Genomic DNA, 21383 nt, shown 5'->3' with positions numbered 1-21383 from the left:
TGCGCTCCTTAAGCGGCGGAATCGAGAACTTCGGTCAGCCACTGGTTAGTGACTTCAACGCGGAAATTGGGGTTTTCGGCAGGCGGCACGTCGGTGAAGCGGATGTTCCAGTACACCTTGCCCTGCTCGAGCTGGCTGGCGGTGTTCAGCTCCGGGTCGGCGAAGACCTCGAAGTTGATGATCGCGCCCTGGTTCTTCAGGTCGCGCATGAAGGCCTGCAGGCCTTCGGTGACGTCCTTGACGTAGGTGGCAGTGATGGCGCGGTCGACCGCCCACTTGTGGCCGTAGAGGATCGCGTCCATGACGATGTCCATGGTCCGCACGCGGGTGACGAAGGCCCATTTCGGGTCGCTGGACAGGGTGCGGTTGCCCCACAGGCGGAAGCCGTCATCGCGGATGATGGTGGCGATGTTGGCGTTGTTCAGCAGGTTGGCGCGGCAGCTGTCGTCGCCATCGAGGAACTCCACCGGGCGGACGGTGCCGGTGACGCCGACGAACTCCTTGTTCGACGGCGAGGCCCAGAAGCCGTATTCGCTGTCGGTCCAGGCGAACAGGCCGGCGACCCAGGCCGAGCCCGGCGCATCGACGGTGGCCTCCTCGCCGTTGTCCCAGTACTGCACGCCCGGGTCGACCAGAAAGGCGCGCTTGGCGCCGAAGTTCTTGGCGTAGTCGAGGGCTGCCTCATCAGTGGTGTTGGGGCCGTCGATGATGGCGATGCCGCGCAGCTTGTCGGCCAGGGCTACCAATGCGGTGCCGACCGCCTGGGTGGCGCTGTGGCGTGGTGCGGCCAACAGGCGCGGCTGGGCGTTGAAACGGCTCTTGCCGTCGAGCAGCGCCTGCAGGCCGGTGCGTTTGCCGTCGGCCTGAACGCTGCCGATGATCGCGGCGGTCTGCTCGGCGGCATCGTCCAGCTTGGCCACGCCACAGGCGACGATGACCGCCTTGGCGCGGGTGTAGATGGCCCGGCAGGCCTTGGTGATGGCCGCGTTTTCGCCGAATGCGGCGACCGCTTCGCGTTCGCTGGTGATCAGCACCAGGTCGTTGGCTCTGGCCGTGGCGCCAGCGCCTTCCGTGAAGGTGTCGACCAGGCCGATGATCGAGGAAGAAGGCAGCGCGATGCTGCGGGCGCCGGTGTCGACGTTGGTTACGGTGACGCCGTGGAAGAATCCACTCATGTAGGTTTACTCCAGGTTCAGGTACGAAAAGGCCCTGCGGGTGCAGGGCCGGTAAGAATCAGTCAGATAGAAAAAAGCCCCGAGGAGACGGGGCCTTACTGTGATTGCAGAGCAATCCAAATCGGTGGTTCAGGCTTCGATGAGGAGTCAGGGAACATTGAGGAAGCTGGCCAATCACGAAGACTCTGTCTGTAGGTGAGAAGCTCGGTGTATTGCTGAGACGTCAGCGAAGTACTGATATTCATTGCGAGCTCATCTCGATGACGCATCACTAGCCATTCACCAGATTGCAGCTGATGATCACGCCAACTGCGTAACGCTAGATTCGACTCACTTTCAGCCGTGACAGAGGGGGGAACATAAACGCCCTCGACAACCTGCCAACCTGGCATCGTCTCAAGCGTACACTTTTCCCAGACAAGGTCGGAATGGAAGCGGTCGACTGGATTGATATCGGTAACTTCCATCACCTGGCCGTTTGCAATTCGTGCCCACATATAAAATCTCTTCAGTAAGTTATGAACACACAGCCATCGGCACCAGGCTGCGAACTGCTAATTGTCCGACCGGCGCCGCCCATGCCCGGCTGCGTCGGAGTGGAAAAATCAGAGGCGGCATAAATAGACTCCCCGCCCCCCCCAGGCCCGCCCCAAGCACCAGAGTTATTAGTATTGCGTACAGGCGGCGAGCCAGCCCCCAAGGAGGCGTTGAAGTCTCCACCAACCCCCATACCGCCACCTGCTCCGTTGAATAGCGTGCCCCCTTCGCCTCCGGTCGAGGAACAAAACGCACCGAACGACGAAGTGCCTCCGCTAAAACCTACCGTATTTAGGACACTTACAGCTTTGCCACCAGCACCCACTGTTACCGTAATGCTTGTCCCTGGTGTAACAAGGCAGATACGGTTGCAGATTCCGCCACCGCCGCCGCCGCCGGCACCTGTCTCAGCAGGCCCGAATGCTCCACTTCCCCCTGCTCCACGAATATCAACAAGCACTCGAGTTACATTGGCTGGTACTTGCCATTGGTAAGTACCAGCCTTGGTATAGAGCGCCCGACCACGGAAAGGAAAGTGAACGCTGGTGGCACTCATCGCACCACCTGCAACTAGTGCATAGATGCCGTCGGAAATACAGGTCAAGATTAGCGGCGGGTCTAAATGCGTAACGGTCACTGCCGCATAGGGTGTTGAGCCAACAGCGATGTACCCTTTACCGGAACGAGGAGCGTTCACCGTAAGGGTTCCGTATCCGGAGCCTACCGACACGATGAAAACAGATCCTTTTGATATACCCGATTCTGGAAGATACAAGGTGCCGACCCAACTACCCACTCCGGCCATGGTGGAATACTTGCCAGCATGAGCCTGACTCAAGGTTTGCCCGTCCGATAGCCCAGCCCCAATACTTGGCAAATTAAGCCCCAGCTGCTTGACGAACTCCGTTGTGGCCAATTGAGTACTGCTGTCATCCGGGGCTGCGGTTGGACCGCTGGGAATACCCGTGAATACCGGGCTGGCGAGGTTAGACTTCAGACTGAGCGCACTATTAACTTGAGACGCTGTAAGAACATCTGTCAGGCCATAGCCTGCTACCGTGGTTGGGTTAGTTGCCGCAATCACACGGCCATATTTGTCGACGGTGACGCTGCGATACGTTCCCGCCGTAATGCCACTGCGCCCGAAAGCCATTTCATACGCTTGCGCGCTGACTCCCACATTAATCGGCCCGTCGCTGACCAGCTGCCAGGCACTGTCGCTATTGGCTACACCCCGCTCTACCACTATCAATAATCCCGGGGTCACTTTGGCATCGGTATCAGCGTCGCTGCTGCGACTCCACTCCCCTGCAGCAGCTTCGTAGATGCCATTGTCCTTAGGAACCATCTGGTTCTTCACCAATACCCGAGCGCCCTTCACAAGTGCCACGCCATCTATCGTCTGTAAACCGCTCAAGTTGATGTTCGCTGTAGTTGCAGCCAACACAGAATGCTTAAAATCCTGCCGTGCCAGCTCCTCGGTCACCCACTCCCGCGTAGCCAGCACCACCGCCGGATCGATCTTCAACTGCACGTTGCTGGCACTGCTCACCACCAGGTTCATCCGCACCACCTGGGTACGTCCCGAGCCCTGGCTGAGTAGCGGCTTATAAGTAGGCGCACAGTTGGCCACGGCCACCATGTCGCCATCGGCATCGTAAAGCGCGATCTCGCGGATCCACTTGCCGCCGACATCCGCCGGGATGACCTGCTCGGCAATGATGATTGCGCTGTTTTTATCGTCCACTTTCAGCTGATTCAACGGCGCACGTCGCCATTCGTTGATCAGGCTGGTCTGGGTGGCGTTGGGGGTGGGGTCGGTGCCGTTGGCGTCGCCGACACCCATCTGGGTGATTTTCCATGCGATGCCCAAGGCATCCGCGTTGGCTTGTTTCGCCGCGCCCACATTGGTGAGGATGGCGTAGAACTGAGAAGTCTGGTCAACCATGTGCAATATCCAAGGTATCGATTGTATGTTCGCGGCCGCCACGACCTATGGCACCGATCACTTCGATGTCACGGGGTGCCAGCGGGTAGATGTCCAGTTCGTCGCCGTCCTGGATCGCGCAGCCGACATGAAGGGCGCCACGGCTTTCGAGGCTGATGACCAGGCCGGTCAGGTGGCGGCTGACCGGGCGGGCGTCGTCGATCAGCGATGACAGCTCCTGATAGGTGCTTTCGCTGATGCCCGCATCGGAAACGCCGATCTTCAGTGCGAAGGTGCCCGCCTGTGCAGGCGGCGTGGCTTGCCACCACTCCTGCACCTCGATCAGGTAGCCGAACGGCTCCACCACACGCCGGAGCGCACCGAGGGTGCCTTTGTGGGCGTGGACGAAGAACGCCGCACGGATCACCGAACGCTTGATCTCGTCACTCCAGCTGTCTTCCCAGCGGTCCACCGACCAGGCCCAGGCCAAGTGATAAAGCAACTGCGCGGGGCAGCTGTCGGGGCTGTAGAGCCGGCGCAGGCTGACCTTCAGGTCCTCATCGGCCGCCACTTCGATGGCCCGCTCCAGCGCTGAGCGATTGAGCGGCAACAGGCTCTGCATGTCAGCCACCCCGCTTCAAGGTGAAACCGCTGCACCACGCTGCCTGGGCCTTGCTCGGGCGAATATCCGCCCAACCGCTCAGCTCGACCCGGCTGACACCATCGATATGCAGCTGGGCATCGATCCCCGAACGGGCCACTTCCACGCCAAGCCGCCGTCGCGGGTTGATCCAGGCCTCCAGGCGACGCTGGCACTCGGCGAGGATCGCCTCGTACTCAGGGCCGCTGTCGGCCAGGTACAGCACGGCATCGATGCGATAGGGCAGGATTTCGGCGCTGCGTACATTGACCCGGTCGGCGACCGGGCGTATGTCGTCATCGTTGAGATAAGCCGCCACCTGCGCCAGCAGCTCGGGGCTGGCCTCGCCATTGCCTTCCAGGCCCAGCACGGTGACATCCACCACGGCCGGCGACGGGCTTTCGGCGGTGGCGTCAGCCACCTGCCCCGAAGCGTTGCGGGCATGCAGGATGTAACTGTTGCGCGGGCCCGCGGTGGTCAGGCCTTCGTAGACCAGCTGCACCCGCTCACGCAGGGCATCGTCCGCCTCCAGCAGGGCCTCGACGGGCGGGACGCTGGCCAGGTCCTCGGCCTGGATCACCAGGCGCTGCAGGCTGACATTTGCCGCCAACTGGTCCAGGTCAGAGCCCTGGGCGTAGGCCAGCAGCAGCGCCTTGGCGGCATCGTTGATGCGCGCCCGGTTGAGCAGCTTGCGGTAGGTGCCGACTTCGAGCAGCTTGGTGACCGGGTCGCTCTCCAGATTGGCGCTCCAGGCGTCGCCCAGGTATTCGCGGAAGGTGTCCAGGTCGGCCTGATAGAGGGCTTCGTAGTCGAGGTCCTCCAACAGCTGTGGTGCAGGCAGTTTCGACAGGTCGACCTGGCTCATACGCTCACCTCCACCAACGCGTCGTCGCCCAGGTAGCGACCGCTCAAAGCCAGGCTGACCTGGCCGTCTAGCACCGCGACGACCTTGACCCGCTGCAATTGCAGGCGCGGCTCCCAACGGCCCAGCGCGCGGGCCACTTCGGCTTGCACGGCGCTTTTCCAGCCCTCGTTGACTGGCAGGTCGACGAAGCGCCGCAGCTGGCTGCCGTATTCAGGGCGCATGCGACGGCTGCCCAGCGGCGTGGTGAGGATGTCTTCGATGGACTGGCGCAAATGATCGATGCCGGCCAATGGCTGGCCGGTGCGGCGGTCCATGCCGATCATGGTGCACCGCCCTGTTCATGAGTGTGCATGGCATTCTCCTGATATGAAAAAGCCCGCGTGGGCGGGCTTGATTCAGTGTTTGTGATTGGCCGTGTTGCCGGCGGTATCGATAATCCGCCCACCGCCGTTGATATCGCCGCTGACCTGCAGCGCGCCGTCGATGGTGACGTTGCCAGTGAGGTTGATCGCTGCCGCCTCAAGGCTGATCGCAGCGTCGCTGACCTGCACGGTGCTGGCGCCGACCTTGATGGTCGCGCTGCCGCCAGGCAGCTGGATGTCGTAGTGGCTGGCCTGCCAGTCATAGCTGAGCGAACCCCCATCGGCGAAACGCCAGACCTCGGCATGCTCACGGTTATCCGCCGCACTGCCAGCATTGCCATACAGGCCGGGGAGGAACGTGCCCTGGGCCGGCTCGCCACTGGGGCTGAGCAGCACGCCCTGCTCGCCCAGGCTGGGTGCTCGCCAGTGCCGGGCCTGGCCGGCAGCCTGGGCATGCCAGCGCAGCCAGGCGCTGGTCCAGCCACTGCCATCGGATACCCGCACCCGAGCGGCTGCAAGATCGACCGCAACCACCCGGCAGGGAATGACCATGCACGCCAGCATGCGGTCATGCATGGCGCTGACGTAGCTCATGTCAGGTCCTCCGGGGCGATGTAGTGCGCCTCGTTGCCCAAGCCAATATCTGGCGCAAAGCCCAATACCAGGTTGCCGGGAGGCTGGTCCGGCCAGCTCCAGCGTGCCTCGCCAAGCAGCACCGGCTGGTCCCAGCGCACGGTCCAGGCGCTGCCCTCGAATTGCGCCTGCACGTTGCGGCTGGCTTCGACGAAGTCCAGTGCCCAATGCTGCTGACGCAGCAGATCCATCAGTTGTGCGGCAAGCAGGCTGCCCTGCAGACGCGCTTCGGGGTTGGCGCTATCAGCGGTGATATCCGCCTCGAAGGTGGCGATCAGCACCGAGCGGCCATCGCGTGGTGCCGCATCCGCCGTCATTTGCACAATGCCGTGGCGCAGCGCCGGTCGCTCTGGGGCATTTCCTACAGCTGTATAAGCATCGACCGAGGCCAGTTCCGGCATCGCCTCACGAATCGTTGCGGTCACGGCCGCATGCAAAGTGGCCAATTCGCTCATGCATATTCTCCTTATTGCTCGTCGGCCTGCGTGGTGTCGCGCAAGCCCAGGCGCCGTATCGCCCAACGTTCGTAAAGGCGCATGGCGACATCGGCGCCGCCGACGGCGGTCATGCAGCCAAATGCACTGGCCGCCCAGATCGACAGGCCGCCCGCATACAGCAGCATCACGGTCGACACGCCGCAGACCATGCAGGCCCCGGAGCGCAGCGCCAGCCGGCGCAGCAGCGACCAACCGGTGGCTCCGGCCTTGTCGGCCCGCCACATTTCGCCGCTCAGGCCGCCCAGCAATGCCAGGACGATTACCAGCCAGAGCGGCATCTCCAGTAACGCTTGTTGCTCGTTCGTCACTGTCCTGTCTCCTGTGTAATGCCTGTTGACGGGGCCAACAGGCGGGTTGTGGGTACGCTGCATATTTCAAAAACCTCGGCATTCCAAAAAGCCCGGCTCGCCAGGCTTTTCAGTAATGCGTTGTCGAACCGCCGGCCACGACTGGTGACGCCGCACGGTTGCGCTTCAAATTGGTGACTCCGACCGCGGCCGCCTGCCCGCCGGATAACTGATCGTGGTGCTTTACGCTGCACACCCGGGCCAGTTGCCAACCCTCTGGACAGTTGAGGCCTGTCCATCGCTGCCTGTGTAACAACCGGTTTCCGTCCGGCTTGAGACACAGGCTATGCATTAATGCATATGCAGTCAATGCATTTCTTCAAATTTCTATGCGCTGATTTTTGCTGATATGCATGCAGGCCATGCATGGCTTGCTTTGTAGGGATTTTCTGCAGGCGAAAAAAAACCCGCCGAGGCGGGTTTCTGGGGAGGGTGAGGCGTCAGCGAGCGTACATGCCCCACCAGAACACATGCCCGAGCAAGCTGATCTGTTCGTCCTGCATCTGCTGGAAGCTGTAGTCCTCATCGGGGTGTTCGTCACGGTTGAAGCTGCGCAGGCGGATACCGGTAGGCAGGCGGTAAACCTGCTTAACCCGCAGCTGGCCGTTATGGTTGATGGCGTAGAGGTCGCCATCGATGATATCGCCGATCGAGCATTTGCCTGTGTTCACACCGACCGTCGCGCCATCGCGCAGCACCGGCAGCATGCTGTTGCCGCGCACGGTCACACATTTGGCCTGGTCGAACTGCACGCCGTTGTGACGCAGGCTGCGCTTGCCGAACCGCAGCCGCGCTCGCTCGCTTTCTTCGATGACGAACCTTCCTGATCCTGCTGCCAATTCGACCTCGCGAAGAAAAGGTACCGACACCTCGTCATCCTCGACGGGGGTTTCATCGTCCCACAAGCTGATATCGCTGAGGTCAGCATGGCCGTGGGCCGGCAACGCCGCTTCGCGCGACTCGCCCAGCTCGGCGCGGCCACGCAGCTGCTCGGTGCTTACACCGAAGTATTCGGCAATCTTCGACACGTGTTTGTCTGAAGGGTCGACGATCTTGCCGCCGAGGATCCGCGACAAGGTGGATTGAGGGACGCCCGTGCGCCGGTACAGCTCCGTCGGGGACAGGCCGTGGCGGTCGAGCAGTTCTCTGAGTACGGTGGCTACATTGCGTTTTTGCATAACATGCATAATGCAGGCATGCGCCGGCAAATGCAATGCGCCTGGCTGCGCGCGCATGCCCCATGGCCCGCGCCTGCATCTGGTTGAAAAAGCCTGTACCATTGCCGGTTTGATAATCGCCAACCAGATCACCCGCTGTAAGGCCCTGAATGTCTGATCTTTCCGCACACACACCAATGATGCAGCAGTACTGGAAGCTGAAAAACCAGCACCCGGACCAGCTGATGTTCTACCGCATGGGCGATTTCTACGAGATCTTCTACGAAGATGCGAAGAAAGCCGCGAAACTGCTGGACATCACCCTGACCGCGCGCGGTCAGTCGGCCGGCCAGTCGATCCCCATGTGCGGCATTCCGTTCCATTCGCTGGAGGGCTACCTGGCCAAGCTGGTCAAGCTTGGCGAATCGGTGGTGATCTGCGAGCAGATCGGCGATCCGGCCACCAGCAAGGGCCCGGTGGAACGCCAGGTGGTGCGCATCATCACCCCCGGCACGGTCAGTGACGAGGCCCTGCTCGACGAGCGCCGCGACAACCTGATTGCCGCCCTGCTCGGTGACGAACGCCTGTTCGGCCTGGCGGTGCTGGACATCACCAGCGGCAACTTCAGCGTGCAGGAGATCAAGGGCTGGGAAAACCTGCTGGCCGAACTCGAGCGCCTGAACCCGGTAGAGCTGCTGATCCCCGACGACTGGCCACGCGACCTGCCCGCCGAGAAGCGCCCAGGGGCCCGTCGCCGCGCGCCGTGGGACTTCGACCGAGATTCGGCGCGCAAGGCCCTGTGCCAGCAATTCGCGACCAAGGACCTGAAAGGCTTTGGCTGCGACAAGCTGACCCTGGCCATCGGCGCTGCCGGCTGCCTGCTGACCTACGCCAAGGAAACCCAGCGCACGGCCCTGCCACACCTGCGCAGCCTGCGCCACGAGCGCCTGGACGACACGGTCATCCTGGATGGCGCCAGCCGCCGCAACCTGGAGCTGGACGTCAACCTGGCCGGTGGGCGCGACAACACCCTGCAATCGGTGATCGACCGCTGCCAGACCGCCATGGCCAGCCGCCTGCTGACCCGCTGGCTGAACCGCCCGCTGCGCGACCTCAAGGTACTGCAGGCGCGCCAGGACTCGATCCGCTGCCTGCTCGACGGCTACCGCTTCGAAAAGCTGCAGCCGCAACTCAAGGAAATCGGCGATATCGAGCGGATCCTCGCCCGTATCGGCCTGCGCAATGCCCGCCCGCGTGACCTGGCGCGCCTGCGCGACGCCCTTGGCGCCCTGCCCGAACTGCAGAACGCCATGAGCGAGCTGGAGGCGCCGCACCTGGCGCGCCTGGCTGCCATCACCGGGACCTACCCGGAACTGGCCAGCCTGCTGGAGCGTGCAATCATCGACAACCCGCCGGCGGTGATTCGCGATGGCGGTGTGCTCAAGGCGGGCTACGACAGCGAACTGGACGAGCTGCTGGCAATCAGCGAAAACGCCGGCCAGTTCCTCATCGACCTCGAAACCCGCGAGAAGGCCCGTACCGGCCTGGCCAACCTCAAGGTCGGCTACAACCGTGTGCACGGCTACTTCATCGAGCTGCCGACCAAGCAGGCCGAGCAGGCGCCGGGCGACTACATCCGCCGCCAGACCCTCAAGGGAGCCGAGCGCTTCATCACACCCGAGCTCAAGGCCTTCGAGGACAAGGCGCTGTCGGCCAAGAGCCGCGCCCTGGCGCGCGAAAAGATGCTCTACGACGCGCTGCTGGAAACCCTCATCAGCCACCTGGCACCGCTGCAGGACAGCGCTGCCGCCCTGGCCGAAATCGACGTGCTGAGCAACCTTGCCGAGCGTGCGCTGAACCTCGACCTGAACTGCCCGCGCTTCACTGACGAGCCGTGCCTGCGTATCGAGCAGGGCCGTCACCCTGTGGTCGAACAGGTGCTGACCACGCCGTTCGTGGCCAACGACCTGGGCCTGGACAACAGCACGCGCATGCTGATCATCACCGGCCCGAACATGGGCGGTAAGTCCACCTACATGCGCCAGACGGCCCTGATCGTGCTGATGGCGCACATCGGCAGCTTCGTCCCGGCAGCCAGCTGCGAGCTGTCGCTGGTCGACCGCATCTTCACCCGTATCGGCTCCAGCGATGACCTGGCCGGCGGGCGTTCGACCTTCATGGTCGAGATGAGCGAAACCGCCAATATCCTGCATAACGCGACCGACCGTAGCCTGGTGCTGATGGACGAAGTCGGCCGTGGTACCAGCACCTTCGACGGCCTGTCGCTGGCCTGGGCCGCCGCCGAGCGCCTGGCCCAGCTGCGTGCATATACCTTGTTCGCCACCCACTACTTCGAGCTGACCGTACTGCCGGAGAGTGAACCGCTGGTGGCCAACGTGCACCTGAACGCCACCGAGCACAACGAGCGTATCGTCTTCCTGCACCACGTGCTGCCTGGCCCAGCCAGCCAAAGCTATGGCCTGGCCGTGGCGCAGCTGGCGGGCGTGCCAGCGCCAGTGATCCTGCGCGCTCGCGAGCACCTGGGCCGGCTGGAAACCACCAGCCTGCCCCATGAAGCACCGGTGACGAAAAAGGCCAAGGACGAGCCGCAAGTCCCGCACCAGAGCGACCTGTTCGCCAGCCTGCCACACCCGGCCATCGAGAAGCTGGGCAAACTCGACCTGGATGACATGACCCCACGTCAAGCTATCGAAATGCTATATCAACTAAAGAACCTGTTATAACGGCGCCCACTACAAGCTGGTAGAATCCGCCGCGGTTTGCTGGTGCTGCAGGTTATTAGCCTGGCCTGCAGCCACATGCCCGTAAACCGCGCGGCCCTGAGAGGAAGGGCCGCCGCCGTCGCCTGAGGAGAGAACTAGAAATGACCTTCGTCGTCACCGACAACTGCATCAAATGCAAATACACCGACTGCGTGGAAGTCTGTCCGGTGGACTGCTTCTACGAAGGCCCGAACTTCCTGGTGATTCACCCGGACGAGTGCATCGACTGTGCACTGTGCGAGCCTGAGTGCCCGGCCGAGGCGATCTTCTCGGAAGACGAGATCCCCGCTGGCATGGAAAACTTCATCGAGCTCAACGCCGAGCTGGCAGAAATCTGGCCGAACATCACCGAGCGTAAGGACGCCCTGCCCGACGCTGAAGAGTGGGATGGCAAGACCGGCAAGATCGCCCACCTGGAGCGCTAAGCGCCCGGATACGAAAAAGGCCCGCAACGGGCCTTTTTTACTTTTCTGCGGGCAAAAAAAAGGGGCGGTTTGACCCGCCCACATTTTTTCCGTAGTCCCTGCTTGTCCCAAACATCATCCTGATGAAATCGCGTCTTGCGATGTCCTTGGCCTTCTCCCTGAAAGCCTGTGCATGTCCGTGTGCACAGTTCGAATACTAGCGAGTTCCCTGAGCCGGGCAACTGCGAGATTTCTCAGGATGTTACTGGGGACACATTTCCACATAGCCAAAAATCACTTATATTTCAGTGATTTACGAATAAACCAGACCTGAAATCGACTTTGATTTACTGGTAGTTGCACAGATGGCTTACATAAAGAGTAAGCAAAGGCTTACACGCCATGCTTCAGGGGTAGCGCCGTACACATTGCTCGCCACCAGATTTATCCCATCTCTACCGGCCTCTTCGCGGGCAAGCCCGTCACCCCAGAGAGGGCGCAGGCCTGAGCCCTGTGATGATCCTGTGGGAGCGGGCTTGCCCGCGAAGAGGCCAGTACTGGGTTACGAAATACCGAAAATAAAAAACGCCCCGAGGTCATCGGGGCGTTTGCATACGGTACAGCCTGGCTTACTGGAACAGCGACTCGCTGGAAAGCCCGTTCTTTTCAAGAATCTCGCGCAGGCGCTTGAGCCCCTCCACCTGGATCTGTCGCACACGTTCGCGGGTCAGGCCGATCTCCAGGCCAACATCCTCCAGGGTGCTGCTCTCATGCCCGCGCAGACCAAAGCGACGCACGACCACCTCGCGCTGCTTGTCGGTCAGCTCACCCAGCCACTGATCGATGCTCTGCGACAGGTCGTCATCCTGCAGCAGTTCGCACGGATCGGTCGGGCGATCGTCGGTCAGGGTGTCGAGCAGGGTCTTGTCCGAGTCCGGGCCGAGCGACACGTCCACCGAAGACACACGCTCGTTCAGGCCCAGCATGCGCTTGACCTCGGCGACCGGTTTTTCCAGCAGCGTGGCGATTTCTTCCGGCGACGGCTCGTGGTCGAGTTTCTGGGTCAGTTCGCGCGCGGCCCGCAGGTAGACGTTGAGCTCCTTGACCACGTGGATCGGCAGGCGAATGGTGCGGGTCTGGTTCATGATCGCCCGCTCGATGGTCTGGCGGATCCACCAGGTCGCATAGGTCGAGAAGCGGAAACCGCGCTCCGGGTCGAACTTTTCCACCGCACGGATCAATCCCAGGTTGCCCTCCTCGATCAGGTCGAGCAGCGACAGACCACGGTTCACATAACGACGGGCGATTTTCACAACCAGACGCAGGTTGCTTTCGATCATGCGTTTGCGGCCGGCAGGGTCACCCTTTTGCGACAGGCGCGCAAAGTGCACTTCCTCTTCCGGCGAAAGCAGAGGCGAGAATCCAATCTCGTTGAGATACAGCTGGGTGGCATCGAGCGCCCGGCTGTAATCGATGTACTTGTGTTGCTTGAGCGAAGAGCCTGATTTGGCCCTGGTCCGAACCGAAGGTACAGCAGGTTCGTCTGACACCACATCCGTTTCCAAAACGATGCCCGTCTCCATGAGGAGGACGTCATCGTCGATGTCAAACTCCGGCGCTTCTTTACTGAGAGCCATTGTTATAGTCCTTTGCTGAGTTCGAACTCAGACTCATGCGGCGCCTGTCTCCCTGGCAACGCAGGAGCCTGTCCCCTTTACGTCACAGGAACAGGCCGGGCACAACGATCAACGACGTGGCAGGAACTGGAGTGGATCGACGGGTTTACCCTGGCGGCGAATCTCGAAATGCAGCTTCACCCGATCAGTGCCCGTGGACCCCATTTCAGCAATCGACTGCCCTGCCTTGACCTGCTGCCCCTCCCGAACCAACAGCCTGCGGTTGTGACCGTAGGCACTGACGTAGGTATCGCTGTGCTTGATGATGATCAGTTCGCCGTAGCCCCTCAAGCCACTCCCGGCGTAGACCACCGCACCATCAGACGCAGCAAAAACAGGCTGTCCCAAATCACCGGCGATATCAATGCCTTTATTCAAACTACCGTTTGAAGCGAATTTTCCAATCAGCACGCCATTGGCTGGCCACGCCCAGTTGCCCACCGCCCGCTCTGCCGCGGGCACCGTGGCAACCACCGGAGCAGGCGTGGCGGGCGTTGTTGGCGTCGGCTTTCCGCCGTTTTGCGGGGTGTTGATAGGCGTTCCGGCAGGGCGACGAATGACCGTTGTTCGGCTCGAGGAGGACGGGCTGGAGACCACCGTGGTACTGCTGGCAGACCCGCTGCTGAAACGGATCGCCTGGCCCGGGCGAATGGTATAGGGGGCGGGAATGCCGTTACGCGCGGCCAGCTCCTTGTAGTCCCAGCCATAGCGGAACGCGATGGAGAACAGGGTATCGCCAGGTTTGACGACGTACTGCCCCGAGGTCACTGCAGGTCGCTTGGGCGCAGCAGTGTTGCGATCGACCACGCGCGCACCGCTGGAGCCTGTGCTGGAGCAACCTGTCAGCAGGGTGCCCATGGCCAGTGCAATCACCAGAAGCTTGAAAACCGACCGATCCTTTCGCTGCCGAATGACTGTGTGCCCCACCCGCGCTCCCCTCATGGTGCCGAAAATCGATAATACGATATGAAATGCAATATTGTTGCAATTATAACCAAGCCAGGCGGCATTGGCAGGGCCCAGGCCCCGCCAGATAGACAGGGCCATGCTGCAAGAATTCGTTGCGGCTGCAAATATTCCTGCCGCCTCAGGCCAGCGGGCCATTGAGCAGCGGCACGAAACGCACTGCACCCAGCACGCGACGGGAGAAGCCGTGCTCTTCGCGCACGATCAGCATCAGCTGTTGCACCTCGCCGGCAGGGCCGACCGGAATCACCATCCGCCCTCCCGGTGCCAGTTGGTCGAGCAGCGCCTGCGGCACTTCCGGGGCCACCGCAGTAACGATGATGCCGTTGTAGGGTGCCAGCGCCTGCCAGCCATCACAGCCGTCGCCCCAACGGAACACCACATTGCGCAGGTTGAGCTCGACCAGGCGTTCTTTGGCCCGATCCTGCAACACCTTGATCCGCTCCACCGAGAACACCCGCTCGACCAGCTGGGCCAGGATCGCGGTCTGGTAGCCGGAACCAGTGCCGATCTCCAATACCTTGTCCAGCGGCCCCGCCTCCAGCAGTAGCTCGCTCATGTGCGCCACCATGAACGGCTGGGAGATGGTCTGGTTGTGCCCGATCGGCAGCGCCGTGTCTTCGTATGCCCGGTGCGCCAGCGCCTCGTCGACGAACAGGTGGCGTGGGGTACGGCGAATCACGTCAAGCACCTTGGCGTTCGACACGCCTTCCTCATAGAGGCGCTGGATCAGCCGCTCGCGGGTCCGCTGCGAGGTCATGCCGATACCGCCACGGCGCTGCAGATCGTCCTGTTCACGCATCAGAGCAGGCCCTCCAGCCAGCCGTCGAGCTGTTCGAAGGCATCGTTGAACGTGCGGTCCAGCTGCAACGGGGTGATCGACACGTAACCTTGCATGACAGCATGGAAATCGGTGCCTGGCCCGCCATCCTCGGCATCACCGGCCACGGCGATCCAGTAGCCTTCCTTGCCACGCGGGTTGACCACCTTGGTCGGCGCCGCCGCCCGCGCCCGGTGACCGAGGCGGGTAAGCTGGATGCCGCGGATGTGCTCCAGCGGCAGATTGGGGATATTGACGTTGAGTACAGTGCGCGGCGGCAGGTGCAGGCGCGGCAGCGCCTCTACCAGGCGGCGGGCAATGTAGGCGGCGGTCGGCAGGTTGTCGGGCAGCCGCGACAGCAGCGAGAACGCCAGCGAGGTGCCGCCCAGGAACCGGCCTTCCAGTGCGGCGGCGACCGTACCGGAATAAATCACGTCATCACCCAGGTTGGCCCCCAGGTTGATGCCCGAGACGACCAGGTCCACAGGCTCCGGCAACAGACCGTTGAGCCCCAGGTGCACGCAATCGGTAGGTGTGCCGTTGAGGCTGATGAAGCCGTTGGCCAAGGTCTGCGGGTGCAGCGGCCGGTCCAGCGTCAGCGAACTGCCAGCGCCGCTCTTGTCTTGGTCCGGGGCGATCACCACGCACTCGGCATAATCCGCCAGCGCACTGTGTAGCGCGGCGAGGCCCGGTGCCGTAACACCGTCGTCATTCGAAATCAGAATACGCATGGGCTGTCCGTCTGCCCTGCCGGCACCAGATCGACGAGTTCGCGCACCACCACGGTGGCGAAGCATCCGGCCGGAAGGACGAATTCCAGTTGCAGGATATCAGGCTCGGGATAATGCCACGTCAGGCCGCCAATAGGGAGCCGCAGGATGCGCCGTTCGTGACTCATGCCCGCATATGCCAGCCACTGGCACAGTGCCAGGTGACGCTCGCCGACTGCCGTCTCAAGCCCGAAGGTCGCGCCAGCCGCGGGCGAAGGGCCTTCCCCCCACATCGGACCAGTCGGATGCAAATCAAGAATCGCCAGGCGAGGATCGGAACATTCCTGCTCTCCAGCAGGAAAGAAGCTACGGCTATCGGTGAACGCCAACAGGTCCCCGACCTGGGCGCGCTGCCAGCTGCCATCAGCGACCCGCGCCGCCAGCACTTGGTTGAACACGTAGCTGCGCGCTGCCGAAAGCAGGCGCGAACGCACGTTGCGCTGTTCCGGCAGAGCCTTGCGCGCGGCCCAGTCCTGAGCGTCGTGGACGTTGCCGCCACCGTGACCGAAACGCTGGCTGCCGAAGTAGTTCGGCACGCCCTGTTGCTTGAGTTGCTCCAGGCGAGCATCCAGGGCCTGGCGCTCAGCCGCCAGGGCGGTCAGACGCAGGGTGAAACCGTTAGCTGAATGGGCACCGCGCTGCAGCTTGCGCTGGTGACGCACCTGCTTCAGCACCCGCAGGGTGTCATCTTCGGCACGCGACAGATCCGGGTCGGCCTTGCCCGGCAGGTGCAGGCTGAACCACTGGCGGGTCAGGGCCTGGCGATCCTTGAGGCCGGCATAGCTGATGGCGCGCACCGGTACACCGGCGGCGCGGGCCAGGCGGCGGGCAGCTTCTTCGGTGTTAAGGTCGCGCTTCTCGACCCACAGCCACAGGTGCTCGCCCTGGCCGGACAGCGGGATGTCCAGCACTTCGTCGACCTGGAAGTCATCAGCCACGGCCTTTAGCACGGCGCTACCCAACGATTCGCCCGACGCGCGCGGGCCCAGCAGGTCCAGTTCGGTCATGCTGGCAGCAGCAGGGCAACCGCATGCACGGCGATGCCCTCCTCACGGCCGGTAAAACCGAGCTTTTCGGTGGTGGTGGCCTTGACGTTGACCTGGTCGAGTTCAACCTGCAGGTCTTCGGCAATCAGCTGGCGCATGGTTTCGATGTGCGGGGCCATTTTCGGGGCCTGGGCGACGATGGTGGCGTCGACGTTGCCGACCTGCCAGCCCTTGGCCTTGACGATAGCGACCACGTGACGCAGCAGCACGCGGCTGTCGGCGCCCTTGAACTGCGGGTCGGTGTCGGGGAAATGCTTGCCGATGTCGCCCAACGCAGCAGCGCCGAGCAAGGCATCGCTCAGGGCGTGCAGCAGCACGTCACCGTCGGAATGGGCCAGGAGGCCGTATTTGTGGGGGATACGCACCCCACCCAGGGTAATGAAATCACCGTCGCAGAAACGGTGCACATCGTAGCCGTGGCCAATACGCATAGAAAAACGCCCTGATTGAGTCAGGGCGTGATTCTACCTGCTTTAGCCACTATTGGGGCCGCCATGTAGGCGCGGCCTTGCGCCGCGAAAGGGCTGCGCAGCAGCCCTGGCGATAGAGGCAGTGGCGCCGAAATCCTGGGGCCGCTTTGCGGCCCTTTCCGACCGGTCCGGCGCCCCGGCAAGGCCGCTCCTACAGGCGCCCCATTGCCTTCGCATGATGGCGCAGGTGCTCGTCGATGAAGCTGGCGATGAAGTAGTAGCTGTGGTCATAGCCAGGCTGCAAGCGCAGGGTCAGTTCATGCCCGCCTTTGCGTGCGGCCTGCTCCAGCGCTTCAGGCTTGAGCTGCTTCTCGAGGAAGTCATCACGGTCGCCCTGGTCCACCAGCAGCGGCGGGCACTCGCCTGCAGGCGTCTGCGCCAGCAGCACACTGGCATCCCATTCACGCCAGCGCGCACGGTCTTCACCCAGGTAACGGCTGAAGGCTTTCTCACCCCACGGGCAATCCATCGGGTTGCTGATCGGCGAAAATGCCGACACCGAACGATAGCGCCCCGGGTTGCGCAAGGCGCACACCAGCGCGCCATGCCCCCCCATGGAGTGGCCGCTGATGCTGCGCTGCTCGGACGCCGGGAAGTGCGCCTCGATCAGGGCCGGCAACTCCTGCACCACATAGTCGTGCATGCGATAGTGCTGGGCCCAGGGTTGCTGGGTAGCGTTGAGGTAGAACCCGGCGCCGAGGCCGAAGTCCCACGCACCATCAGGGTCGCCCGCCACTTGCTCGCCACGCGGGCTGGTGTCGGGGGCGACAATGATCAAGCCGAGCTCGGCGGCCAGGCGCTGGGCACCCGCCTTCTGCATGAAGTTCTCGTCGGTGCAGGTAAGGCCGCTGAGCCAGTACAGCACTGGCAGCTTCTCACCCTGCTCTGCCTGTGGTGGCAGGTAGACGGCGAACACCATGTCGCAACCCAGCACCTTGGAGTGATGCCGGTAACGCTTGTGCCAGCCGCCGAAGCTTTTCTGGCAGGAGATGTTATCCAGGCTCATGGCTGACCTCAGAAGTGGATCACGCTGCGGATGCTCTTGCCTTCGTGCATCAGGTCGAAGGCCTTGTTGATGTCCTCCAGGCCCATGGTGTGGGTGATGAAGGTATCCAGCGGGATCTCACCCTTCTCGGCCATGTCCACGTAGCTTGGCAGCTCGCTGCGGCCACGCACGCCGCCGAATGCCGAACCACGCCAGACACGGCCGGTCACCAGCTGGAACGGACGGGTGGCGATTTCCTGGCCGGCACCGGCGACGCCGATGATCACCGACTCGCCCCAGCCCTTGTGGCAGCACTCCAGGGCCGCGCGCATCAGTTGCACGTTGCCGATGCACTCGAAGGAGAAGTCCACGCCACCGTCGGTGAGATCGACGATCACTTCCTGGATCGGGCGGTCGTACTCTTTCGGGTTGATGCAGTCGGTAGCGCCCAGCTGGCGGGCGATTTCGAACTTGGCCGGGTTGATGTCGATGGCGATGATGCGCGAGGCCTTGGCCTTGACCGCACCAATTACGGCCGACAGCCCGATGCCACCCAGGCCGAAGATGGCCACGGTGTCACCTGGCTTGACCTTGGCGGTATTGAGCACCGCGCCGATACCGGTGGTGACGCCGCAACCGAGCAGGCAGACCTTCTCCAGCGGTGCTTCTTTCTGGATCTTGGCCACGGAAATTTCCGGCAGCACGGTGTACTCGGAGAAGGTCGAGGTGCCCATGTAATGGAACAGCTGCTGGCCCTTGTACGAGAAGCGGGTGGTGCCATCCGGCATCAGGCCCTTGCCCTGGGTGGCACGGATGGCCTGGCACAGGTTGGTCTTGCCCGAGAGGCAGAACTTGCACTTGCCGCATTCCGGGGTGTACAGCGGGATCACATGATCGCCCACTGCCACCGAGGTAACGCCCTCGCCCACGGCTTCGACGATCGCACCGCCTTCATGGCCGAGGATCGACGGGAAGATGCCTTCCGGGTCGGCGCCGGAGAGGGTGTAGGCGTCGGTGTGGCAGACACCGCTGGCGACCACGCGCAGCAACACCTCACCGGCCTTGGGCATGGCCACGTCGACTTCGACGATTTCCAGGGGTTTCTTGGCCTCGAAGGCAACGGCGGCACGGGACTTGATCATCACAGGGTCTCCAGACAATGGGGATCGATTCAGTCCAGCAGTGTAATCCACGCGCTTTTGATGAATAATCCAGTAAAAGCCAAAACATTATTGCCATACAGGGATAATCCATGAGCAGCCGCTGGGAAGGCATCGACGAGTTCGTCGCCGTGGCCGAGTCGGGTCAGTTCACGGCTGCGGCCGAGCGCCTGGGCGTGTCGTCATCCCACATCAGCCGGCAGATCGCCCGCCTTGAAGAGCGCCTGCAAACCCGCTTGCTGTACCGCAGTACCCGCCGGGTGGCCTTGAGTGAAGCCGGGCAGACCTTTCTGCAGCACTGTCAGCGCCTTCAGGACGGTCGCGAGGAAGCGCTGCGCGCCATGGGTGACCTGGCCAGCGAGCCCAAGGGCCTGCTGCGCATGACCTGTGCGGTGGCCTATGGTGAACGCTTCATCGTGCCGCTGGTAACGCGCTTCATGGCGCTGTATCCGCAATTGCGGGTCGAAGTTGAACTGAGCAACCGCACCCTCGACCTGCTGCACGAAGGCATGGACCTGGCGATTCGCCTGGGCCGGCTGGCCGACTCGCGGCTGGTGGCCACGCGCCTGGCGCCGCGGCGCATGTACCTGTGTGCCTCGCCAGCGTACCTGGAGCGCTACGGGCGGCCGCACAGCCTGTCGGAACTGGCCCGGCACAATTGCCTGATCGGTAGCTCTGACCTGTGGGGGCTGCAGCAGGATGGCCGCGAGATCAGCCAGCGGGTGCAGGGCAACTGGCGCTGCAACAGTGGCCAGGCCGTGCTGGATGCGGCGCTGTTGGGGATGGGGTTGTGCCAGTTGCCGGACTATTACGTGCTCGAGCACTTGAACAGCGGCGCACTGGTTTCGTTGCTGGAGGGGCATCAGCCGCCGAATACGGCGGTTTGGGCGTTGTATCCGCAGCAGCGGCACTTATCGCCGAAGGTAAGGCGGTTGGTGGATTACCTGAAGGAAGGGTTGGCGGAGTTGCCTGAGTATCGGGTGACCTGATCGAATGCCGGGACCGCTGCGCGGTCCTTTCGCGACACAAGGCCGCGCCTACAGGGAAATGCGATCTCCTGTAGGAGCGGCCTTGTGTCGCGAGAGGGCCGCAAAGCGGCCCCGGCAATTTCAGCGCCTGCCCGCCCAGCGCTGGCGCAGCCACTCCAGATCTTCTGGCCGGGTGACCTTGATGTTGTCGCTGCGCCCTTCGACCAGCCGCGGCGCCTGCCCCGACCACTCGATGGCCGACGCCTCGTCGGTCACCACCACATCCGAAACCAGGCTTTCGGCCAAGGCCCGATGCAGCGCGCCCAGGCGGAACATCTGCGGTGTATAGGCCTGCCAGATGGTGCTGCGGTCCACCGTCGCGGCGACCCGCCCATTGGCATCGGCGCGCTTGAGGGTATCGCGCGCCGGCACCGCCAGCAGCCCGCCTACCGGGTCGTCAGCCAACTCCGACAGCAGCTTGTCCAGGTCACTACGCGCCAGGTTCGGCCGAGCCGCATCGTGCACCAGCACCCAGTCGTTGTCCGACGCCCCCTGGGCATGCAGCAGCAACAAGGCATTGAGCACCGAGTCGGCACGTTCGTCACCACCCGCTGCACGTTGGATGCGCGGGTCGCTGGCGCAACGCAGGCCAGGCCAGTACGGGTCATCTTCGGCAATGCTGACCACCACGCCCTTGAGCGAGGGGTGGCCAAGAAAACAGTCGAGGCTGTGCTCAAGGAGGGTCTGCCCGGCCAGCTCCAGGTATTGCTTGGGGCGGTCGGCAGCCATGCGGGCACCGACGCCCGCAGCAGGAATTACGGCCCAGAAGGCCGGCAAAGATTCATTCATTTTTGCGGCAGCTGGAAGAGGGTTTCGCCCTCTTTGACCATTCCCAGTTCATGACGAGCCCGTTCTTCGACGGTCTCCATACCCTTCTTCAACTCCAGCACCTCGGCATCGAGCACGCGGTTACGCTCCAGCAGCCGCTCGTTCTCGGCGTGCTGTTCGTCGATCTGCTGCTTGAGCTCGGCCACTTGCGCCAGGCTGCCGTTACCCACCCAAAGGCGGTACTGCAGGCCACCGAGCAGCAGGAGCAGGACAAGGAACAACCAATAGGGACTGCGCATCAAGGTATCCAGGTTAAAGACCGCCGCACACGGGCGTCATATAGCACGAAGCCTGGCCGAGGCCAGGC

The 21383-nt window shown here is 62.8% G+C and carries 23 protein-coding genes; 3 read left to right on the top strand and 20 right to left on the bottom strand.

Annotation, left to right across the window (positions count from 1 at the left end; genetic code table 11):
* Nucleotides 1-8: 8 nt before the first annotated feature.
* The 10 genes from H040_RS04025 to H040_RS03980 all read right to left on the bottom strand — a co-directional run bounded on the left by H040_RS04025 (nt 9) and on the right by H040_RS03980 (nt 8170).
* Nucleotides 9-1175, bottom strand: a complete 1167-nt coding sequence (locus H040_RS04025) for a phage tail sheath subtilisin-like domain-containing protein (RefSeq protein ID WP_027920001.1) — start codon at nt 1173-1175, stop codon at nt 9-11.
* Nucleotides 1176-1270: 95 nt separating this feature from the next.
* The gene (locus H040_RS28030; RefSeq protein ID WP_081784333.1) at nt 1271-1567 is read right to left on the bottom strand and encodes a phage tail assembly chaperone; all 297 of its coding nucleotides are present in this window, start codon (nt 1565-1567) and stop codon (nt 1271-1273) included.
* Nucleotides 1568-1683: 116 nt separating this feature from the next.
* Nucleotides 1684-3660 (bottom strand): phage tail protein, encoded by a 1977-nt coding sequence (locus H040_RS04015; protein WP_112312764.1) that lies wholly within the window; start codon nt 3658-3660, stop codon nt 1684-1686.
* Nucleotides 3653-4261, bottom strand: a complete 609-nt coding sequence (locus H040_RS04010; RefSeq protein ID WP_027920002.1) for a phage tail protein I — start codon at nt 4259-4261, stop codon at nt 3653-3655. Before H040_RS04010 ends, H040_RS04015 begins: the two co-directional genes overlap by 8 nt.
* A 1-nt stretch (nt 4262) precedes the next feature.
* Nucleotides 4263-5144, bottom strand: a complete 882-nt coding sequence (locus H040_RS04005; RefSeq protein WP_027920003.1) for a baseplate assembly protein — start codon at nt 5142-5144, stop codon at nt 4263-4265.
* The gene (locus H040_RS04000) at nt 5141-5467 is read right to left on the bottom strand and encodes a GPW/gp25 family protein (RefSeq protein WP_027920004.1); all 327 of its coding nucleotides are present in this window, start codon (nt 5465-5467) and stop codon (nt 5141-5143) included. The genes H040_RS04005 and H040_RS04000 overlap by 4 nt, the downstream gene beginning before the upstream one ends.
* A gap of 72 nt (nt 5468-5539) precedes the next feature.
* Nucleotides 5540-6100 carry a phage baseplate assembly protein V gene (locus H040_RS03995; protein ID WP_027920005.1) on the bottom strand — a complete coding sequence of 187 codons (561 nt, stop codon included), beginning with the start codon at nt 6098-6100 and terminating at the stop codon, nt 5540-5542.
* Nucleotides 6097-6594 (bottom strand): hypothetical protein, encoded by a 498-nt coding sequence (locus tag H040_RS03990; protein WP_027920006.1) that lies wholly within the window; start codon nt 6592-6594, stop codon nt 6097-6099. The genes H040_RS03995 and H040_RS03990 overlap by 4 nt, the downstream gene beginning before the upstream one ends.
* An 11-nt stretch (nt 6595-6605) precedes the next feature.
* Entirely contained in the window at nt 6606-6944 is a 339-nt protein-coding gene (locus H040_RS03985; protein ID WP_027920007.1) for a phage holin family protein, read from the bottom strand.
* A gap of 479 nt (nt 6945-7423) precedes the next feature.
* Nucleotides 7424-8170: a LexA family transcriptional regulator gene (locus H040_RS03980; protein ID WP_027920008.1), complete on the bottom strand. Its 747-nt coding sequence runs from the start codon at nt 8168-8170 to the stop codon at nt 7424-7426.
* A 140-nt stretch (nt 8171-8310) separates the two neighbouring features.
* Between H040_RS03980 and mutS the strand changes: the two genes are divergently transcribed.
* Both mutS and fdxA read left to right on the top strand, forming a co-directional pair.
* Nucleotides 8311-10884 carry a DNA mismatch repair protein MutS gene (gene mutS / locus H040_RS03975; protein ID WP_027920009.1) on the top strand — a complete coding sequence of 858 codons (2574 nt, stop codon included), beginning with the start codon at nt 8311-8313 and terminating at the stop codon, nt 10882-10884.
* A 140-nt stretch (nt 10885-11024) separates the two neighbouring features.
* On the top strand, nt 11025-11348 hold the full coding sequence (fdxA, locus tag H040_RS03970; RefSeq protein ID WP_027920010.1) for a ferredoxin FdxA: 324 nt from the start codon (nt 11025-11027) through the stop codon (nt 11346-11348).
* 608 nt (nt 11349-11956) lie between these two features.
* Here the strand turns inward: fdxA and rpoS are convergent.
* The 8 genes from rpoS to H040_RS03930 all read right to left on the bottom strand — a co-directional run bounded on the left by rpoS (nt 11957) and on the right by H040_RS03930 (nt 19202).
* Nucleotides 11957-12964 carry an RNA polymerase sigma factor RpoS gene (gene rpoS, locus H040_RS03965; RefSeq protein ID WP_016392283.1) on the bottom strand — a complete coding sequence of 336 codons (1008 nt, stop codon included), beginning with the start codon at nt 12962-12964 and terminating at the stop codon, nt 11957-11959.
* Between the two features lie 108 nt (nt 12965-13072).
* The gene (locus tag H040_RS03960; protein ID WP_027920011.1) at nt 13073-13930 is read right to left on the bottom strand and encodes a peptidoglycan DD-metalloendopeptidase family protein; all 858 of its coding nucleotides are present in this window, start codon (nt 13928-13930) and stop codon (nt 13073-13075) included.
* 160 nt (nt 13931-14090) lie between these two features.
* Nucleotides 14091-14729 carry a protein-L-isoaspartate(D-aspartate) O-methyltransferase gene (locus H040_RS03955; protein WP_177326721.1) on the bottom strand — a complete coding sequence of 213 codons (639 nt, stop codon included), beginning with the start codon at nt 14727-14729 and terminating at the stop codon, nt 14091-14093.
* A gap of 41 nt (nt 14730-14770) precedes the next feature.
* Complete coding sequence (gene surE, locus H040_RS03950) at nt 14771-15520, bottom strand: 5'/3'-nucleotidase SurE (RefSeq protein ID WP_027920013.1); 750 nt, start codon at nt 15518-15520, stop codon at nt 14771-14773.
* Nucleotides 15508-16566: a tRNA pseudouridine(13) synthase TruD gene (gene truD / locus H040_RS03945; RefSeq protein ID WP_027920014.1), complete on the bottom strand. Its 1059-nt coding sequence runs from the start codon at nt 16564-16566 to the stop codon at nt 15508-15510. Before truD ends, surE begins: the two co-directional genes overlap by 13 nt.
* Nucleotides 16563-17036, bottom strand: coding sequence for a 2-C-methyl-D-erythritol 2,4-cyclodiphosphate synthase (ispF, locus tag H040_RS03940; protein ID WP_027920015.1), 474 nt, complete (start codon nt 17034-17036; stop codon nt 16563-16565). The genes truD and ispF overlap by 4 nt, the downstream gene beginning before the upstream one ends.
* A 190-nt stretch (nt 17037-17226) precedes the next feature.
* The gene (gene fghA, locus H040_RS03935; protein ID WP_027920016.1) at nt 17227-18081 is read right to left on the bottom strand and encodes an S-formylglutathione hydrolase; all 855 of its coding nucleotides are present in this window, start codon (nt 18079-18081) and stop codon (nt 17227-17229) included.
* An 8-nt stretch (nt 18082-18089) separates the two neighbouring features.
* The gene (locus tag H040_RS03930; RefSeq protein ID WP_027920017.1) at nt 18090-19202 is read right to left on the bottom strand and encodes an S-(hydroxymethyl)glutathione dehydrogenase/class III alcohol dehydrogenase; all 1113 of its coding nucleotides are present in this window, start codon (nt 19200-19202) and stop codon (nt 18090-18092) included.
* A 110-nt stretch (nt 19203-19312) separates the two neighbouring features.
* Between H040_RS03930 and H040_RS03925 the strand changes: the two genes are divergently transcribed.
* The gene (locus H040_RS03925; protein ID WP_027920018.1) at nt 19313-20209 is read left to right on the top strand and encodes a LysR substrate-binding domain-containing protein; all 897 of its coding nucleotides are present in this window, start codon (nt 19313-19315) and stop codon (nt 20207-20209) included.
* A gap of 120 nt (nt 20210-20329) precedes the next feature.
* On the opposite strand, the gene ispD is transcribed toward H040_RS03925, so the two are convergent.
* Both ispD and ftsB read right to left on the bottom strand, forming a co-directional pair.
* The gene (gene ispD, locus H040_RS03920) at nt 20330-21037 is read right to left on the bottom strand and encodes a 2-C-methyl-D-erythritol 4-phosphate cytidylyltransferase (protein ID WP_027920019.1); all 708 of its coding nucleotides are present in this window, start codon (nt 21035-21037) and stop codon (nt 20330-20332) included.
* Nucleotides 21034-21315, bottom strand: coding sequence for a cell division protein FtsB (ftsB, locus tag H040_RS03915; RefSeq protein WP_023534037.1), 282 nt, complete (start codon nt 21313-21315; stop codon nt 21034-21036). The genes ispD and ftsB overlap by 4 nt, the downstream gene beginning before the upstream one ends.
* Nucleotides 21316-21383 lie beyond the last annotated feature (68 nt).

The sequence above is a fragment of the Pseudomonas sp. URMO17WK12:I7 genome (assembly GCF_003269045.1).
Taxonomy (GTDB): domain Bacteria; phylum Pseudomonadota; class Gammaproteobacteria; order Pseudomonadales; family Pseudomonadaceae; genus Aquipseudomonas; species Aquipseudomonas putida_J.
The sequence above is the reverse complement of the archived record's forward strand: the minus strand, read 5'-3'. Positions and strand labels throughout refer to the sequence as shown.

Bases quoted from the DNA above. Each gene is read 5' to 3' on its own strand.
- ftsB (WP_023534037.1), bottom strand. From the start codon at position 21,315: ATGCGCAGTCCCTATTGGTTGTTCCTTGTCCTGCTCCTGCTGCTCGGT.
- rpoS (WP_016392283.1), bottom strand. From the start codon at position 12,964: ATGGCTCTCAGTAAAGAAGCGCCGGAGTTTGACATCGACGATGACGTC.
- fdxA (WP_027920010.1), top strand. From the start codon at position 11,025: ATGACCTTCGTCGTCACCGACAACTGCATCAAATGCAAATACACCGAC.
- mutS (WP_027920009.1), top strand. From the start codon at position 8,311: ATGTCTGATCTTTCCGCACACACACCAATGATGCAGCAGTACTGGAAG.
- ispD (WP_027920019.1), bottom strand. From the start codon at position 21,037: ATGAATGAATCTTTGCCGGCCTTCTGGGCCGTAATTCCTGCTGCGGGC.
- H040_RS04025 (WP_027920001.1), bottom strand. From the start codon at position 1,175: ATGAGTGGATTCTTCCACGGCGTCACCGTAACCAACGTCGACACCGGC.
- fghA (WP_027920016.1), bottom strand. From the start codon at position 18,081: ATGAGCCTGGATAACATCTCCTGCCAGAAAAGCTTCGGCGGCTGGCAC.
- H040_RS03930 (WP_027920017.1), bottom strand. From the start codon at position 19,202: ATGATCAAGTCCCGTGCCGCCGTTGCCTTCGAGGCCAAGAAACCCCTG.
- H040_RS04010 (WP_027920002.1), bottom strand. From the start codon at position 4,261: ATGCAGAGCCTGTTGCCGCTCAATCGCTCAGCGCTGGAGCGGGCCATC.
- ispF (WP_027920015.1), bottom strand. From the start codon at position 17,036: ATGCGTATTGGCCACGGCTACGATGTGCACCGTTTCTGCGACGGTGAT.
- H040_RS03990 (WP_027920006.1), bottom strand. From the start codon at position 6,594: ATGAGCGAATTGGCCACTTTGCATGCGGCCGTGACCGCAACGATTCGT.
- surE (WP_027920013.1), bottom strand. From the start codon at position 15,520: ATGCGTATTCTGATTTCGAATGACGACGGTGTTACGGCACCGGGCCTC.
- H040_RS03995 (WP_027920005.1), bottom strand. From the start codon at position 6,100: ATGAGCTACGTCAGCGCCATGCATGACCGCATGCTGGCGTGCATGGTC.
- H040_RS04015 (WP_112312764.1), bottom strand. From the start codon at position 3,660: ATGGTTGACCAGACTTCTCAGTTCTACGCCATCCTCACCAATGTGGGC.
- H040_RS03980 (WP_027920008.1), bottom strand. From the start codon at position 8,170: ATGCATGTTATGCAAAAACGCAATGTAGCCACCGTACTCAGAGAACTG.
- truD (WP_027920014.1), bottom strand. From the start codon at position 16,566: ATGACCGAACTGGACCTGCTGGGCCCGCGCGCGTCGGGCGAATCGTTG.
- H040_RS04005 (WP_027920003.1), bottom strand. From the start codon at position 5,144: ATGAGCCAGGTCGACCTGTCGAAACTGCCTGCACCACAGCTGTTGGAG.
- H040_RS03955 (WP_177326721.1), bottom strand. From the start codon at position 14,729: ATGACCTCGCAGCGGACCCGCGAGCGGCTGATCCAGCGCCTCTATGAG.
- H040_RS03925 (WP_027920018.1), top strand. From the start codon at position 19,313: ATGAGCAGCCGCTGGGAAGGCATCGACGAGTTCGTCGCCGTGGCCGAG.
- H040_RS04000 (WP_027920004.1), bottom strand. From the start codon at position 5,467: ATGATCGGCATGGACCGCCGCACCGGCCAGCCATTGGCCGGCATCGAT.
- H040_RS28030 (WP_081784333.1), bottom strand. From the start codon at position 1,567: ATGCCAGGTTGGCAGGTTGTCGAGGGCGTTTATGTTCCCCCCTCTGTC.